We start from the raw sequence: 16,343 nt of genomic DNA on the forward strand, positions 1-16,343 counted from the left end.
AAAGAGAAGTAAGGAAAATAAAATAAAATATGTTTATTGTTGATTCCCACTGCCATTTAGATGCACTGGATTATGAAAATTTACACAAAAACATTGCAGATGTAGTTGAAAAAGCCTATGCACGCGATGTTAAACACTTACTTGCCATTGGTGTAACGTTAAGCCGTTTTGAAAAAGCCTATGAGACATTGAGCCAATTTGACAATGTGTCATTGGCTTGTGGCGTTCACCCTTTGGATTTTGAAGAAGAACCTTATGATAGCGAGCGTTTATTTCGTTTAGCGCAGGATAAAAAAGTGATCGCCATTGGTGAAATCGGCTTGGATTATTATTACAGTGCCGACAATAAAGAAGCACAACAACAGGTGTTTGCCGATCAAATTAATATTGCCAATCGACTGGATAAACCCGTGATTATTCATACCCGCTCGGCAGGCGATGATACTATTTCTATGTTACGGGAAAATCACGCAGAAAAATGCGGTGGCGTGATTCATTGTTTTACGGAAACCTTAGATTTCGCCAAAAAAGCCTTGGATTTAGGCTTTTATATTTCTTGTTCCGGCATTATCACCTTTAAAAATGCCGAAGCCATTCGTGAAGCCATTCGCTATGTGCCGGCAGATCGTTTGTTGGTAGAAACGGATTCACCTTATCTTGCCCCTGTGCCATATCGAGGAAAAGAAAATCAACCGGCTTACACAAGGGAAGTTTGCGAATATGTGGCAACCTTAAAAGGGCTTTCTACGGAAGAATTTGCACGGCTTACCACGCAAAACTTCGAGCGTTTATTTAAAATTCGTGTAGAATAAATGCTCAATTTTTATAAAGGAAACGTAATGCGTAAATTTTTTAAATATTTTTTATTTTTGGTTGTATTTGTTTTCCACGGTTTTATGTTTTCCGCGGTGAACTATGTTTTTCCTCACTATGATGTAACGCGGGTAACCGGCGTGGAAGTCAAACGGGTGGATAAAGACGGTCCGATCACCAAATCCAATCCGGCGGACGGCCCGACCCGTGATGTGTATTACATCAACACGCAAAATGATGACGGAAAAATTATGGTATATCGTAACGAAGATACCCGCTGGGGTTTTCCGTTTTACTTTAAATTCGGCTCGGCAAATTTACAGGCTCAGGCACAAGCCTTGGGGAATGAAAACAAATTGGTTCAAATAAAATACTACGGTTGGCGTTTGACAATGTTTGATGAATTTCGCAATGCGGTTTCGGTGAAAGAAATTGGTGGCGATGTAACACCAAGTCATCCTATTTTATCTTGGGTGTTTTATGCGTTTTTATTGATGACATTCTTCCTTTCTATTCAATTTGTCCGTGGCTGGTTTGACAGCGAAAACTAAATTCACTTCTTCTTAAAAGTGCGGTTAAATTTGACCGCACTTTGTCAACGTAAACCAATCTATCAAGTCAGTGAGAATAATATTATGAGTTTATTTGCAGCGATTTTAGTATTAATGGTGTTAATTGTTATCAGTGCAATCGTGTCGTCTGCCGAAATTTCTTTGGCAGGAGCTCGTCGCATCAAACTGCAAAATATGGCAAATGAAGGAAATATAAAAGCCGTATTAGTTCTTAAACTGCAAGAGCAGCCGGGACGTTTTATTACCGTAGTGCAAATAGGGCTAAATATGGTTGCTATTTTAGGCGGGATGATTGGTGAAGCGGATATTAGCCTGCATTTGCAACAATTTTTGCAAGAATACACACAAGCTACTTGGGTGGAATCCGCTTCTTCTTGGATTGCTTTCTTTTTAGTGACCAGTTCCTTTATTCTTTTGGCAGATCTGATGCCGAAACGTCTTGCCTTAATTAATCCTGAAGCAGTGGCATTGCGTACTGTTGGAATAATGCAAGTGTTAATTTTCTTATTAAAACCGATTGTTTGGATATTTGATGGGTTGTCAAATGTGCTTTTCAAACTTTTCGGTGTTTCTACCCTGCGTGATGACAATATGACTTCTGCAGATATTGTCGCCGTGGTGGAAGCCGGGGCGGAAGCAGGCGTGTTAAAAACCGAGCAGCATTATCTGATTGAAAATATTTTTGATATGCAGGAACGTACTGTTACTTCAACAATGACCACGCGTGAAAACATTGTGTATTTAGACCGCACTTTTAGCCGGCAAGAAGTGATGGATACCTTGTCCCGTGATTCCCACTCTAAACTTGTTATTTGTGACAAAAGCCTTGATAAAATTCTAGGCTATGTGGAATCCCACACGTTATTGACGATGTATCTGCAAAATGTCGATGTGTCGCTTACTGATCCAAGACTTTTACGTAAAGCCTTGTTTGTGCCGGATACGCTTTCGCTTTATGAAGTGTTGGAATTATTCAAATCAACCGGTGAAGATTTTGCCGTGATCGTGAATGAATATGCTCTGGTGGTGGGGATTGTCACCCTTAATGACGTGATGAGCATTGTGATGGGCGAATTAGTCTCTAATGAAGAAGAGCAAATAGTCAGCCGTGATGAAAATTCTTGGCTTATTGACGGCGCAACACCGCTTGAAGATGTAATGCGGGCATTGGGTATTGAATCTTTCCCCAATGAAGAACATTACGAGACGATCAGCGGATTTATGATGTATATGTTGCGTAAAATTCCGAAAAAAACCGATTCGTTAATTTATGATAAATATAAATTTGAAGTGATTGATACGGAAAATTTCAAGATCGATCAAATCCTTGTGTCATTGGTGAAAGAGGGTGAGTAAATCAGGCTCTTTCTTGCTTAATCCCCCGCAGCCAGTATAATGGCGGCGGTTTTTGTTATATCAAAATAGGAATGACTATGTTTAAAAAAATTGCCGTATTATTATTTTCTATTACGCTTGCAGCCTGTTCCTCCGTTTCTTCAATCACATCACATATTCCTTTTATGGGAAACGACAAAAAAGTGATTGATTTAGACAAAGATAAAATCGATCAAAAATCTTATGCGGCGGCTTATGAAGCAACCGTGGCGACCTATAAAGGACGCGTCAATGAAAATTTCTATGTGGATAATTTTGCCAGCGGTGCAAACGACTGGTATTTAGGCCGCATTTTAGTACCGACAAAACAAATTCAAGACAAACTTTACACCGGCGGACACGATTCCGATGTGTATGCTTATTATAGCGGCGTGTTGCACGCAGAAGCCTTACAAAATAATTTTAACCGTTTAAGCCCGACTTGCTGGAGCAAATTGGATTCGCCAAGTGTGACTCAAGGCATTTACGATGCAATGCGTGATCTGAAAAAAGGCAAAGAGCGTGGTGAAAATGATGAGTACATTGCAAAAGGCAGTGACGAGTTGTTAAAGGTTTGTACATCTAAATAATTAATGAACTGTTGGTGGGGATTCCATCAGCAGTTTTTCTTTTTCTAAATCTTGGACAAGGAGTAAGAATGTTAGAACTTTCGGAAAGCAACATTCATTTAAATGCCAATGCACAAAGCAAGCAGCAAGCGATTGAAATGGCAGCCGCCGCTTTGGAAAACGCAGGCAATGTGGAAAGTGGGTATTTGCAGGGAATGCTCGGCCGTGAACAGCAAACGTCAACCTTCTTAGGAAATGGTATAGCCATTCCGCATGGTACGTTAGAAACCCGTTCAATGGTGAAAAAAACCGGCGTGCAAGTATTTCAATTTCCGCAAGGTATTGATTGGGGCGAAGGCAACATTGCTTATGTGGTGATCGGCATTGCCGCCCGTTCTGACGAACATTTGGCATTATTACGTCAATTAACCCACGTATTGGGAGATGAAGATACCGCCGCAAAATTAGCCAACATCACCGATGTTGCCCAATTCCGTGCAATTTTAATGGGCGAATCTATCGAAGCCTTTACCATTCCTGAAGAAAATATTCATTTGGATGTCAACACGCAAAGTTTATTAACCTTAGTGGCGATGAATGCCGCACAATTAAAAACACAAAGTGCGGTTGAAAATAGCTTTGTTTCCGAAGTGATCGGCAATGCCGCCCTGCCGTTAGGCAAGGGACTTTGGATCACCGATGCCGTTTCGGGCAATTTAAAAAACGCCTTGGCATTTAGCCGTGCCAAAACCATTTTTAATCATAACGGTAAAGCCGTGAAAGGGGTTATTACGGTTTCCGCCGTGAATGAGGCGATAAATCCGACTTTAGCCCGTTTATTGGAAGAAAACACCCAAAGTGCCTTATTAAGTGGAAATTCCGGCGATATTTTGACCGCACTTTTAGGGGAAGAAACAACCGCCACTCAATCGGCGGAAAGTGCGGATGTCGGCGGTGCGGTAGTGGGAACCTTCACGATTCGTAACGAACACGGTTTACACGCCCGTCCGAGTGCCAATTTAGTCAATGAAGTGAAAAAATTTACCTCAAAAATCACCGTGCAAAATCTGACCCGTGGTGGGGAGCCGGTGAGTGCGAAAAGTTTGATGAAAATTGTCGCATTAGGTGTCACACAAGGTCATCGTTTACGTTTTGTGGCTGAAGGTGAAGATGCCCGACAAGCGATGGAAGCCTTGGGGAAAGTCATTGCGGAAGGATTAGGGGAAAATGTATCTGCCGTACCGCCAGCCGAACCTGACAGTATTGTCGTTATGGGCGAACAACCTTCCACAGCCACAGTGGCAGAAGATAACAGCTTACCTTCCGATGCCATTGAAGCGGTCTTTGTAATCAACAATGAACACGGCTTGCACGCCCGTCCGAGTGCGGTATTGGTGAACGAAGTGAAAAAATATAATGCTTCCGTTGCGGTGCAAAATCTTGATCGTGATTCCCAGTTGGTGAGTGCGAAAAGTTTAATGAAAATCGTCGCGTTAGGTGTAGTAAAAGGCACTCGTTTACGCTTTGTTGCCACAGGCGAACAAGCGAAAGAAGCCATTGAGGGTATTCGTCTTGCCATTGAATCCGGTCTTGGCGAAGGGAAAGGAGAAGAATAATGGCAAAAGTGGCAACTATTACATTAAATACAGCTTATGATTTGGTCGGGCGTTTGGCACGCATTGAATTAGGCGAAGTCAACACCGTTGAAACCCTTGGGCTTTTCCCTGCCGGAAAAGGGATTAATGTGGCAAAAGTGCTGAAGGATTTAGGCACAGATGTTGCGGTAGGCGGTTTTTTAGGTGAAGACAATGTAGGGGACTTTGAGCAACTGTTCAAAAAACAAGAGTTGGAAGATAAATTTCACCGTGTTGCTGGCAAAACCCGCATTAATGTAAAAATCACGGAAACCGAGGCGGATGTCACCGACTTAAATTTCCTTGGTTATGAAATTAGTCCGCAGGCGTGGCAACAATTTGCCGCCGATTCTCTGGCATATTGTTTAGATTATGACATCGTTGCCGTGTGCGGAAGTTTGCCCCGTGGTGTTACGCCGGAATTATTTGCCGAATGGTTAAATCAACTTCATCAAGCCGGTGTGAAAGTGGTATTAGACAGTAGCAATGCCGCCTTGACAGCCGGTTTAAAAGCCCATCCTTGGTTGGTGAAACCAAATCACCGAGAACTGGAAGCGTGGGTGGGGCATTCACTTAATAATGAAGAAGAAATCATCAATGCCGCACAAAAATTGAAAGCACAAGGCATTGAAAATGTGATTATTTCGAGGGGCGCGGAAGGATCGCTTTGGATTAATAACGAAGGCATTGTGAAAGCACAGCCGCCAAAATGTGAAAACGTGGTGAGTACGGTGGGAGCCGGTGATTCGATGGTGGCAGGCTTAATTTATGGTATTGAACAAGGTTTATCAAAAAACGAAACCTTAGCATTTGCCAGTGCCGTATCTGCATTTGCCGTTTCACAAAGCAATGTTGGTGTCAGCGATCCGGCACTGCTTAACCCCATTTTAAACCAAGTGAAAATCACTGTGATTGAAGGATAAGAGAATGAAGTTATTTTTAACCCAATCAGACAACGTGGGCAACGCAAAAGCCTACTTATTACGTGAAATATTTCGTACTGCGGCGCAGAAAGCCAATGTTTCAATCGTTGAAAATGCCGCAGAGGCAGATCTTGCGTTGGTGTTTGGTTCAACATTACCGAACAATGCGGCATTAGTGGGCAAAAAAGTGTTTATGGTGGGCGTTGATATTGCAATGATTTCACCGGAAGTTACCCTCGCCAATGCAATAGCGAACGGTGTCGATTATGTTGCACCGAAAAGTGCGGTCGGTTTTGGCGGTGTTTCCGGTGTGAAAAATATCGTGGCGGTGACCGCTTGCCCTACCGGCGTGGCGCATACTTTTATGTCTGCCGAAGCCATTGAAGCCTATGGGAAAAAACAAGGTTGGAACGTGAAAGTGGAAACACGTGGTCAAGTGGGCGCAGGCAATGAAATTACCGCAGAAGAAGTGGCTGCGGCAGATCTTGTGTTTGTGGCAGCGGATATTGATGTGCCGTTGGATAAATTCAAAGGAAAACCGATGTACCGCACTTCAACAGGACTTGCTTTAAAGAAAACCGCACAAGAATTTGACAAAGCCTTTAAAGAAGCAAAAGTGTTTGAAGGCGGCAATGCAAAAGCGACAGATGCGGAACAAAGCGGCGAGAAAAAAGGCGTTTATAAACACTTGATGACCGGTGTGTCCCATATGTTGCCATTGGTGGTGGCGGGGGGATTATTAATCGCCATTTCCTTTATGTTCGGCATTGAAGCCTTTAAAGATGAAACCATTTTCCACGGTATTCCGAAAGCCTTAATGGACATCGGCGGCGGAGCAGCCTTCCATTTGATGATCGCAGTCTTTACCGGTTATGTGGCGTTCTCAATTGCGGATCGCCCGGGACTTGCGGTGGGGCTTATCGGCGGTATGCTCGCTACCACGGCAGGGGCGGGTATTTTAGGCGGTATCGTTGCCGGTTTCCTTGCGGGTTATGTGGTGAAAGGTTTAAATCTCATCATTAAATTACCGGCAAGTTTGACTTCATTAAAACCGATTTTAATTTTACCGCTCTTGGGAACGCTAATCGTTGGCTTGGCAATGCTTTATGTTATCAACCCACCGGTTGCTCAAATTATGAATGCTTTGAGCGAGTGGTTAAAATCGATGGGCGAAGTGAATGCCATGGTGCTAGGAACTTTAATCGGTGCGATGATGTGTATTGATATGGGCGGGCCGGTCAACAAAGCAGCATATACTTTCTCGGTAGGGATGATTGCATCGCAAGTTTATACGCCAATGGCGGCGGCAATGGCAGCAGGAATGGTACCGCCAATCGGTATGGCGATTGCCACTTGGATTGCGCGCAGTAAATTTACCGCAAATCAACGTGATGCGGGGAAAGCCTCTTTCGTATTGGGTTTATGTTTTATTTCCGAGGGAGCATTGCCTTTTGTGGCGGCCGATCCAATTCGTGTGATTATCAGTTCGGTAATTGGCGGTGCGACGGCTGGGGCGATTTCAATGGCGTCCGATATTTCATTACAAGCGCCACACGGCGGTTTGTTTGTCATTCCGTTTGTTTCCGAGCCAATGCGTTATTTAGCGGCGATTGCGGCGGGTGCATTAATTACCGGTGTGATTTATGCCTTAATTAAACCGAAAGTAACGGCGGAATAATCGCGAAATGATCAATGAAAAGTGCGGTTGTTTTTTCTAAAATTTTAAAACGTCAGAAAATTTAACCGCACTTTTGCTTGGAGGAAAGATGGAAAAATACAATAAACTTCGTATTGAATGGGATTGTCGGCGCGGAATGTTAGAGTTGGATAAAATTATTATGCCTTTTTACCAACAACATTTTGACCAACTGCCGGATACACAAAAAGATATTTTCATTCGCTTGCTTGCCAGTACGGATTTGCAACTGTTTTCTTGGTTTTTTAATCGGGGAAGATCCGAAGATACCGAGTTGCAAAATATGGTGGAATATATTCAAAGGGTACAAAAAATTCCTACGGCGTAATTTACCCTTTTAGCGCTTTTTAGGTTAACTAGTTTTTAAATTTAGAATAAAGGACATTTATGGCAACCCAATCCAACTACCGCTATACCCTTGATACAAGTAATAAATACCTTTTTGATGTGGTGAGTTTTCATTTAACCGAAGGGCTTTCAGAGCCCTTTCGTTTAGAACTCATGTTATCAAGCTTTGACCCAAACATTGCGTTTTCGGCATTGATGGATAAACCGGTAACATTTACTTTCTGGCAGGAAGATAAACCGGTGCGCTATGTGAACGGGATTGTCACGGGATTTGGGTTGGGTAAAACCGGCTTTGTCCGTACCCATTATCAAATGGTGGTAGAGCCGGCGTTAGTACGGGCGGGGTTGCAATCGGACAGCCGTATTTTCCAACAGCAAAACAGCGAAAAAATCATCCGTACTTTATTACAAAAGAACCATGTAGAAAAAGTCAGCTTTGAACCATTGCCGTTGGATTGGGAACGGGAATATTGTGTGCAATACCGTGAAACGGATTTAGCGTTTATCGAACGCTTGGCAGCAGAAGAAGGGTGGTATTATTATTTCGACCATCATGCGGATAGTCACGAACTGCGTTTTGGGCATCAAAGTGTCACCTCACCGATTTTAGGCACATTGACTTATAACGCCAATCCCGCCGGCGACCGCCCTTTTGCCAGTCTTTGGCAGTTTGAATATTGTCGAAAAATGACAATCTCCCGCCAAACCCTCCGTGATTACACTTTCTTAAATCCTAACTACCATTTAGAACATCAACATACCGCCCAATCTACCGCCCCAAGCAATTCCTCCTCATCTAAACCGCCTAAAAGTGCGGTCACTTCACCGAGCGTTTATGAACACTACGATTACCCCGGCCGATACAAACGTGACGAACAAGGCAATCCCTTTAGCCGTTATCGGTTGGAGGCGGAACTGGCACTTTCTGAAACGGCTCTCGCGACGGGCGATGATATGCGCGTCATACCGGGTTATGGTTTTACCCTCGAAGGACACGGCACACAGGTATTCAATCAAAATTGGTTAGTGGTGCGCGTGGAGCATACGGGGACACAAATCGGGGTTTTAGAGGAAGAAGCAGTAGAACGGACAATCGTTGAGGTTGAAGAGGAAACAGTAGAAAGTGGCAACCACTACGAAAACAAGCTGCTTCTGATTCCTCATCACAAACCTTGGCGCAGCCCACCAACGCCCCGTCCGATTATTCGCGGCACCCAAGTGGCACATGTAGTTGGCCCTAAAGGAGAAGAAATCTACTGTGACGAATGGGGACGGGTCAAATTACAATTTCCGTGGGACAGACGGGGCAATGGAGACGAACACAGCTCTTGTTGGATTCGGGTGCTTCAAGGCTGGGCGGGTGCACAATACGGCAATATGATGATACCGAGAATCGGCGACGAGGTATTGGTAAAATATTTAAACGGTGACCCTGACCAACCTATCGTGGTCGGACGCACCTATCACAGCACCACCGAACCGCCTTACACATTGCCCGAACACAAAACCCGCACCACAATCAAATCCAAAAGCCACAAAGGCAACGGGTTTAATGAATTGCGTTTTGAAGATGAGAAAGGACAAGAAGAAATCTTTCTTCACGCGGAAAAAGACTTAAACCACATCGTCAAACAAGATGAAACAACTCAAATAGGTAATGACCGCACCGAACAAGTGAGCCGAAACGAAACTATCCACATCGGCAACAACCGCACGGAAACGGTCAATCAAGATGAAGACTTAACCGTCAACCGAGACCAAATCAAAACTATCGGACGCAACCGTATCACTAAAGTGGAACAAGACGACCTCCTCAACGTCAATAACAACCGTTATGTCAATGTGCATGGCGACACCATCATCCACGTCGGCAATGAACTCAACATCGACATTGCCCAAAACGGCAGTTGGCGGGCGGGGGAACTGCTTGAGCAAATCTGCGAAGAGTTTGACTTAGAGGGTTACGAAACCGTAGAAATCAGCGGACCGGGCGGTTCGATAGTCATTAACCGAGAGGGCATTGAGCTGATAGGGAATGTGTATATTGAGGGGGAGTTGATTGAGGAGAATGGCGAAGCCGACGCGGTGAACCCGTTTGAAACCACGATAAATAATACGATTACATCAGATACTTACTATTCAACGCGTTTGGATGTCTATGACATTTATGGACGTTGTAGTGAAAAGAAAGTGCCTTATACGATATTGGATGACCAGGGGAACATCGTGACAGATGGGATGTTAGATGAAGATGGTCGAACAACTCGCATCTATCGAGAGGTTGAAGAGCAGCTAACCATATTTGTTGGTCAAGCGAGAATTGAAAGTTAATTTGTGTATCATGAAAAAGAATAAGAGAGAAAGATATGAGCAAACAAGAATTATATAGCATTGAGTTTCTAGATAATGAAAGAAAACCAATAGTATATTGCCATTTTGAGCTCTATATTAATGGTAGCTTAGTTACAAATTTACCGCCAAGAGCAGATAACAACGGAAAAGTGTGGTTCAATAAAGAACTGGTCAAATCAACGACAATGGTACATAAAGTGTTAGAGCTTGTCTTTTGGAGTGAAAAATTTCCTAGAACTCAGCATTCTACAACAGATACATTTTTTTGGCCGGAAGGAAAAACATCAATCAAAGCATTGATGCCGGATACGTATATTATTAAGACTAGAGCACTTGCTAATGAAAATGATGAAGAGCAAGACTATAAGCGAGCTTATTACCTTGTAAGACAAGGCGATACTTGGGATAGCCTTGAGGTTAAATTAGGGGGCGATGCGGTTGAGGCATTAATGTTCTATAACCGAATGATATATAGTGACAAGTTGGTTGAAGGGACAAAGTTATACTACCCTTTGGGATTTAGAACGAGAAATGTACCCTCTCAACAAGTACTTAAAAAAGAGAAAGAATTTGAAAAATCTGAGAAAAAAATCGAACAAAAACAAGCATCTTCAGAAAAAGAAAATAGTCAGGATAATAAAAAGAATAGTACGATAGAGCAACGAAGTGCGGCTAATGGGAAGCCTGTAGATGTTACTCCGCCTAAAGAGGGTGGGTGTTTTTGCTATAGGGATATTACATTAGATGAATTTAATCAAATTATCAAAAATAAACAAGCTATAGACTTTTTAGAGTATTTAAATGAATTTTTTAAAAAATATGATATTAATACATGTATAGGAAAAGCTTTTTTTATTGCCAATTCATTGCATGAATCAGGAGAATATAAGTTTTTAGAGGAAATTCTAGGAAGGGGAATTCAAGAAAAAGATGTATATGATGGATATAAGGGAAGAGGGGTAATGCAGTTGACTTGGGCGGATAACTACAGAGGATATGGAGAAAGTGTTGGGGAAAACTTTTTAGGTGACAATAAAGTCAGAATAGGAAAAGAGAAAAAACATGCTGTTGGATCAGGGATGTGGTTTTGGAAAAAAAGAGAACTTGATAAATATGCAATTAATAATGATTTAATTACTGTTAGCGCTTTGATTAATGGTGGGTATAACCATTTTGATGAGAGAGCAAGATATTATAAATTATCAATTAATGCCTTAAATGTTAGACTTTGTAAGAATCTATCGCGTAAGGTGATATCAATGCTAGATAACTACACTCCTTTTGAAGATAGTGCAGTTTATCAAGATCCAAAATTTATTGCTGAATGCTTTGGATGGGCACTTTGGAATGACCCTGGACTATCTAAAAAAGGGAAATCTAAGAGTACAAATGAGGCTAAAAAAGGGTATGAACGCTTCTTAGAAATGGCAAAAAATAAAACATATCCATTTGGTTATAATAAAAAGAAAAATAAAGAAAAAGCTAGATATGGGTATACAGGAACTGGAGCAGTTGATTTTGCAAGAAATAGATTGGAGAAACTATGATAAATAAAATAGTATTAGTATTTTTTTTATTTTTTTCTAAAAATATTTATGCTGAGAACTTTTGTTTTTCTATTGATGGCTCTAATAGAATTCTCATGATCTCACCAGATAGAGGTTATTTATCCTATTACCCAATTAATAAAAGAATAAGTCTAGAATTTAAAAATAGAGAAATTTTTGATGATGGAGGAGATAGTAACAAAATTACATTTTCTGAAAGTTATTATGAAATTATTAATGGAAAAAAAACATCAGGGATATATACACTTATGATACAAAGTGGAAAAATTGATGAAGTTAACTACTATAACTCATCCACAAAGAAAAAAATGATCTTTAATAGAATATTTGGATCTAATTATCAGGTTTCTGATATATCTGGAAGATGCTATTAACTATATGCTATTTTATAGTACTCAATAATTTGATTTCATTAGCTTTAAACTTACTGGAGAGTTATCCGAGCTATTGAGTTTAAACTTTATATCGGTATTTACTTAATAAAATAAATCTAATGAAAAGGAGTGATCTTTTAAATGAAGCTATTCTAAAACAGAAAAGATATTAGGATTATATTAAAGATGAAGAAGATTAAATTATGTTTATTTGGGTTTATCCTTTCTCTTTTTTGTAAAGTGTCGTGGGGAGGGTACTTTCTTAAAGATAATATACTCTTTTATAGTAGAGGTGATATACAAGCAAATATAAATATAGAAAAATTCAGATGATGATATTATTAATATAAAATATAATATTTTTAATGAGCAAGTTGATATCTATAGTTCTAGCTCGTCAAATTCATCTTATTATGTTTCATCAATAAAATATGATCACAATAAAAAATCATTTATTCAGGAGCGTATTGAGTATGTTACTCCTTGTTCTTACTGTAATGATTTAAGAACAGAGTATTGTTCTATGTCTACACCAAAAGATATATCGAGAGTGGATTTTTCTGATATAGATGATAATACTATTACATGTTATCCCTTATATGAGGGAAATTTTAATGGTTCAGAATTTGATAAACTTGATTCTTTACTGAAAGCATTTAATTCAAATAAACAGTATATGAAGTCATTCTCTTGTGATGATATAAAAAATATTGTAGGTAGATTTCCTAAAAAAGATAATTTAGAAAGTATAAAGCTATGATTTTATTTTTTAAGCTAGAAGGTGAATATTCTCTACTATCATGTTTAAGTAAAGAATTAAAGTTTTATAAAAAAGGAGTTTCTAAAAATAAAATTTATTTATATGATAATCCAAGAGATGAATACAAAACAAAGTTATATTTAATAGATGGAGATCATTTTTTTATATTGGATGAATTTTCTTACTTGGAGCAAAAATGGTACTTTATTAATTATAGAGGTAAAAAAGAAATCAATATGTGGATCAAAGCCGATTCAGTTGATCTAAATTAATGACTATATAAACCGCACTTTATAAAAAGTGCGGTTATTTTTTTGTTCTTTTAAAACTAGAATTTATCAACACAGACCGATATTGAAGAAGTTAAGTTAGATAAGCTGGCAGGGTGAAATTGTCGACAGCAAACTGATTATTTATAAAGTGGATAGCGAATCGTCTTCTCAAAGTGCGGTCTATTCGACGGGATTTTTTCTGGTAAAACATGAGATAGCTTATCCTAAAGATAATATCCTGAGGTTTTATTCGCTTTACCGCCATACGGCAAGAGTGAGTGATTATCAGAGTTCGGGCAAAGAAGTTTTGGCATTAACGAAATCAGCGGATAAATTCCCGGTGATGATAAGAGAAGAGAATAAGAGAGTGGCACAGTTGCCTGACGGGTTGCAGCTGTTAATCAGAAAATACCCCGATAACAAAACTCAGTTTGATGAAGTCATGTGGTATAAAGACGCGAATGGTGTTGAACATAAGCCGAAAACAGGTAAACACTGGAAAATCTTTAATGGCTCTTATGAAACCCTCATAGACCACCCGATAAGCGGCATACCGCTCTTGATTCGTCATAATCTTGACACATTGCTTGACACAGAAGTGACATTGAGCAAACCAATCGAAATTAAAGCGGGTGAAGAATTGGGGCTGATGGGTGAATATAACCAACCAGGAGAAAGCGGCGAAAAGTTGTTACATCTTGAAGTGTTTACCTATGACAACGTCAACCAATTTAAAGCCAAAGCGGAAGCGGCATATAAACAAGATAAAGAAAAGAAAGGAATTCAAGATAACTTTTTATATGTTGCACGGAACAGTCAGCTTTACAGCCTCGTGAACGATGAGGCGTTTGAACTGGAACAAAGTCAAGTTGAAATGATGGTACCGCTTGCCGATGTGGAAAAGCGAAGCATAAAAGACAAGCAAAACCCGAAGCAGACAAAAACCTATTACAATGTACAGCCATATCTCTATCAGCAACAACAAAACAATAAAGACAGCGGGATTTATGTGGATGACAGCCATGTAACCCACGGCATATTATTCCCGGGTGTTAATGTGTTTACTCAAGCGGGTAAGGGGCTTTGCATATTCAAGCACCCTTTACATCAGACTATCGACCCAGAAAGTGAGTTGACGATTGAGCAGAAAAACGAATTAGACCCGATGTTTAAGGCGATAATGACGGAGCTAAATTTAGAAGCGGATAAAGGTACACCGATAAAATTTGAAGCGGGCAAGCTCAAGGATTTATTATTAAATCCGATACAACAAAGAAGGTTGACGGGTATTATTGCCAAACATGACAGCGAGTGGAAGAAGACGAAGTCAGCCGATTTTAAACAAGTGTGTGATGTTTATCGGGATAACGGGAAGAACGACGTAGCTTCCGGAATAGAAAAACGGGTAGAAGATTTATCTATCAAATTAGAGGTGGACGGATTTAATAGCGGCGAGCAGGCGTATTATATGCATCCGTTGGGGCTGATTGGGTGGTTGGCTAAGAATAAAGGATTAATTGATCGAGATTTCTTTTTTAGCCAGTATGAAAAGCTATTTAAGAAGTTGACGAGTTCTCAGAAACAGGCTCTGGAAAATATATTTACCGGTATTGAGGAATACGTTGAAGCTGATTCGTCATATATTTGTACTTTACCAAAAATTGCATACATGCTTGCGACTGCAAAGCATGAAACAGGGCATACTTTTGAGCCGATTACCGAGAAAGGTGGTTTGTCATATTTTAATAAATATGATCCAGTGTTGGCTGATACACGAGAAAGAAGAGCAAGGGCAATAGATATGGAAAATACCCAGAAAGGAGATGGATATAAATATAGGGGGAGAGGTTATGTTCAACTTACCTGGAAGAAAAATTATAGAAAATCAGGAGAGTATTTAAAAAAAGATCTTGTTAATAACCCGGAGTTAGCTTTAGACCAAAAATATGCAACAAAGATCATGATTTATGGTATGGAAACAGGGATGTTTACAGGGAAAAAAATGTCTAATTATATTTCTAATAGTAATAAGGATTATTTAAATGCTAGACGTATAATCAATGGAACAGATAAAGCCTTAACAATAGCAGGGTATGCATCTAAATTAGAGGAGTGTTTAAGATGGTTGTAAAGTTAATTTTATCTTTAGTTGTTTTTTTGTTTTCTGATTTGGTATTTGCTGATTATGAAATAAAAGATAATAGAGTTTACTTAGAAGGAAAAGAAATAAGAAATGATCTAATAAGTGAAGAGTTAAGTAGCTCGCTCACTTTTACAAATAATACTTTCCAGGTATCAAATAATTACAATGCGTCATTTAATACTAAAACTGAAGCGAACTATATTTTTGATAAAATTAGTGGGAGATTAAAAGATATTTATAAAATTAATTATTCTCCTGAGTATGATATATATTATGGATATAATCTCTCTTTTAAAAATGGGATTAGGTTTGAAGATATAAATTCTAACTATGTTGATGATTTAGATTCTAAATTTGGTGTTGTTGATTATGATTTTAATAAAACAAACTCTAGTTTGAAGGTAAAGTTAGTGACACCTATAAGTAAAATTAACTTTTTTACTAAAAAAAATAATGTTGTTTATCTATTTAAGAGTAATGCTGATGGAGAAGAATGGGCTGATTTCGGGTACTATGAGTGTAATATTTATGATTTTAAAGTAAATAATGAAACCTGTAATAAAATTGGGATTGTGAATAATAAATCTTACTTATATAAACATTTTGGAAGTTTAAGTAAGATATATTTAATAAAGGGTGATAAAGTTTCTATTCTAGATGAGAAAATTGATGAACATGGAGAAAAATGGTATTTCATCAACTACAAAGGAAAAAAAGAAATCAATATGTGGATCAAAGCTGATTCAGTTGATCTAAATTAACCACGATATCGACCGCACTTTTTATAAAGTGCGGTTATTTTTTTGTTCTTTTAAAACCAAAACTTATCTTTACCTATGACGATATCGAGCAATTTAAAGAAAAAGCGGAAGCGGCATATAAACAAGATAAAGAAAGGGATTAAAGATAACTTTTTATATGTTGCGCGGAACAGTCAGCTTTACA

15 protein-coding genes are annotated in these 16,343 nt (G+C 39.4%); all 15 read left to right on the forward strand.

Going from position 1 to position 16,343, the window contains the following annotated elements:
• The first annotated feature begins 29 nt into the window (after nt 1-29).
• The 15 genes from BKL49_RS01300 to BKL49_RS12095 all read left to right on the forward strand — a co-directional run bounded on the left by BKL49_RS01300 (nt 30) and on the right by BKL49_RS12095 (nt 16,159).
• Nucleotides 30-812 carry a TatD family hydrolase gene (locus BKL49_RS01300; protein WP_077422840.1) on the forward strand — a complete coding sequence of 261 codons (783 nt, stop codon included), beginning with the start codon at nt 30-32 and terminating at the stop codon, nt 810-812.
• Between the two features lie 27 nt (nt 813-839).
• Nucleotides 840-1,364, forward strand: a complete 525-nt coding sequence (locus tag BKL49_RS01305; protein ID WP_077422841.1) for a DUF1523 family protein — start codon at nt 840-842, stop codon at nt 1,362-1,364.
• An 84-nt stretch (nt 1,365-1,448) separates the two neighbouring features.
• Nucleotides 1,449-2,741, forward strand: a complete 1,293-nt coding sequence (gene paeA / locus BKL49_RS01310; RefSeq protein ID WP_077422842.1) for a polyamine export protein PaeA — start codon at nt 1,449-1,451, stop codon at nt 2,739-2,741.
• Nucleotides 2,742-2,818: 77 nt separating this feature from the next.
• Nucleotides 2,819-3,349 carry a hypothetical protein gene (locus tag BKL49_RS01315; RefSeq protein WP_167367102.1) on the forward strand — a complete coding sequence of 177 codons (531 nt, stop codon included), beginning with the start codon at nt 2,819-2,821 and terminating at the stop codon, nt 3,347-3,349.
• Between the two features lie 68 nt (nt 3,350-3,417).
• Nucleotides 3,418-4,944, forward strand: a complete 1,527-nt coding sequence (gene fruB, locus BKL49_RS01320; protein WP_077422844.1) for a fused PTS fructose transporter subunit IIA/HPr protein — start codon at nt 3,418-3,420, stop codon at nt 4,942-4,944.
• Nucleotides 4,944-5,885: a 1-phosphofructokinase gene (fruK, locus tag BKL49_RS01325; RefSeq protein WP_077422845.1), complete on the forward strand. Its 942-nt coding sequence runs from the start codon at nt 4,944-4,946 to the stop codon at nt 5,883-5,885. The genes fruB and fruK overlap by 1 nt, the downstream gene beginning before the upstream one ends.
• 4 nt (nt 5,886-5,889) lie before the next feature.
• The gene (locus tag BKL49_RS01330; RefSeq protein WP_077422846.1) at nt 5,890-7,563 is read left to right on the forward strand and encodes a fructose-specific PTS transporter subunit EIIC; all 1,674 of its coding nucleotides are present in this window, start codon (nt 5,890-5,892) and stop codon (nt 7,561-7,563) included.
• Nucleotides 7,564-7,651: 88 nt separating this feature from the next.
• On the forward strand, nt 7,652-7,909 hold the full coding sequence (locus tag BKL49_RS01335; RefSeq protein ID WP_077422847.1) for an FAD assembly factor SdhE: 258 nt from the start codon (nt 7,652-7,654) through the stop codon (nt 7,907-7,909).
• Nucleotides 7,910-7,968: 59 nt separating this feature from the next.
• Nucleotides 7,969-10,260 carry a type VI secretion system Vgr family protein gene (locus tag BKL49_RS01340; RefSeq protein ID WP_077422848.1) on the forward strand — a complete coding sequence of 764 codons (2,292 nt, stop codon included), beginning with the start codon at nt 7,969-7,971 and terminating at the stop codon, nt 10,258-10,260.
• 35 nt (nt 10,261-10,295) lie between these two features.
• Nucleotides 10,296-11,828 carry a glycoside hydrolase family 19 protein gene (locus BKL49_RS01345; protein WP_077422849.1) on the forward strand — a complete coding sequence of 511 codons (1,533 nt, stop codon included), beginning with the start codon at nt 10,296-10,298 and terminating at the stop codon, nt 11,826-11,828.
• Nucleotides 11,825-12,223 carry a hypothetical protein gene (locus tag BKL49_RS01350; protein WP_077422850.1) on the forward strand — a complete coding sequence of 133 codons (399 nt, stop codon included), beginning with the start codon at nt 11,825-11,827 and terminating at the stop codon, nt 12,221-12,223. Before BKL49_RS01345 ends, BKL49_RS01350 begins: the two co-directional genes overlap by 4 nt.
• Nucleotides 12,224-12,746: 523 nt before the next feature.
• Complete coding sequence (locus tag BKL49_RS01355; RefSeq protein WP_077422851.1) at nt 12,747-12,983, forward strand: hypothetical protein; 237 nt, start codon at nt 12,747-12,749, stop codon at nt 12,981-12,983.
• Entirely contained in the window at nt 12,980-13,255 is a 276-nt protein-coding gene (locus BKL49_RS01360; RefSeq protein ID WP_077422852.1) for a hypothetical protein, read from the forward strand. The genes BKL49_RS01355 and BKL49_RS01360 overlap by 4 nt, the downstream gene beginning before the upstream one ends.
• Before the next feature lie 148 nt (nt 13,256-13,403).
• Nucleotides 13,404-15,386: a glycoside hydrolase family 19 protein gene (locus BKL49_RS12540; RefSeq protein WP_244151925.1), complete on the forward strand. Its 1,983-nt coding sequence runs from the start codon at nt 13,404-13,406 to the stop codon at nt 15,384-15,386.
• Entirely contained in the window at nt 15,377-16,159 is a 783-nt protein-coding gene (locus tag BKL49_RS12095) for a hypothetical protein (RefSeq protein WP_143530783.1), read from the forward strand. Before BKL49_RS12540 ends, BKL49_RS12095 begins: the two co-directional genes overlap by 10 nt.
• Nucleotides 16,160-16,343 lie beyond the last annotated feature (184 nt).

The sequence above is a fragment of the Rodentibacter myodis genome, from assembly GCF_001999305.1.
In the GTDB taxonomy this organism is placed as follows: Bacteria; Pseudomonadota; Gammaproteobacteria; order Enterobacterales; family Pasteurellaceae; genus Rodentibacter; species Rodentibacter myodis.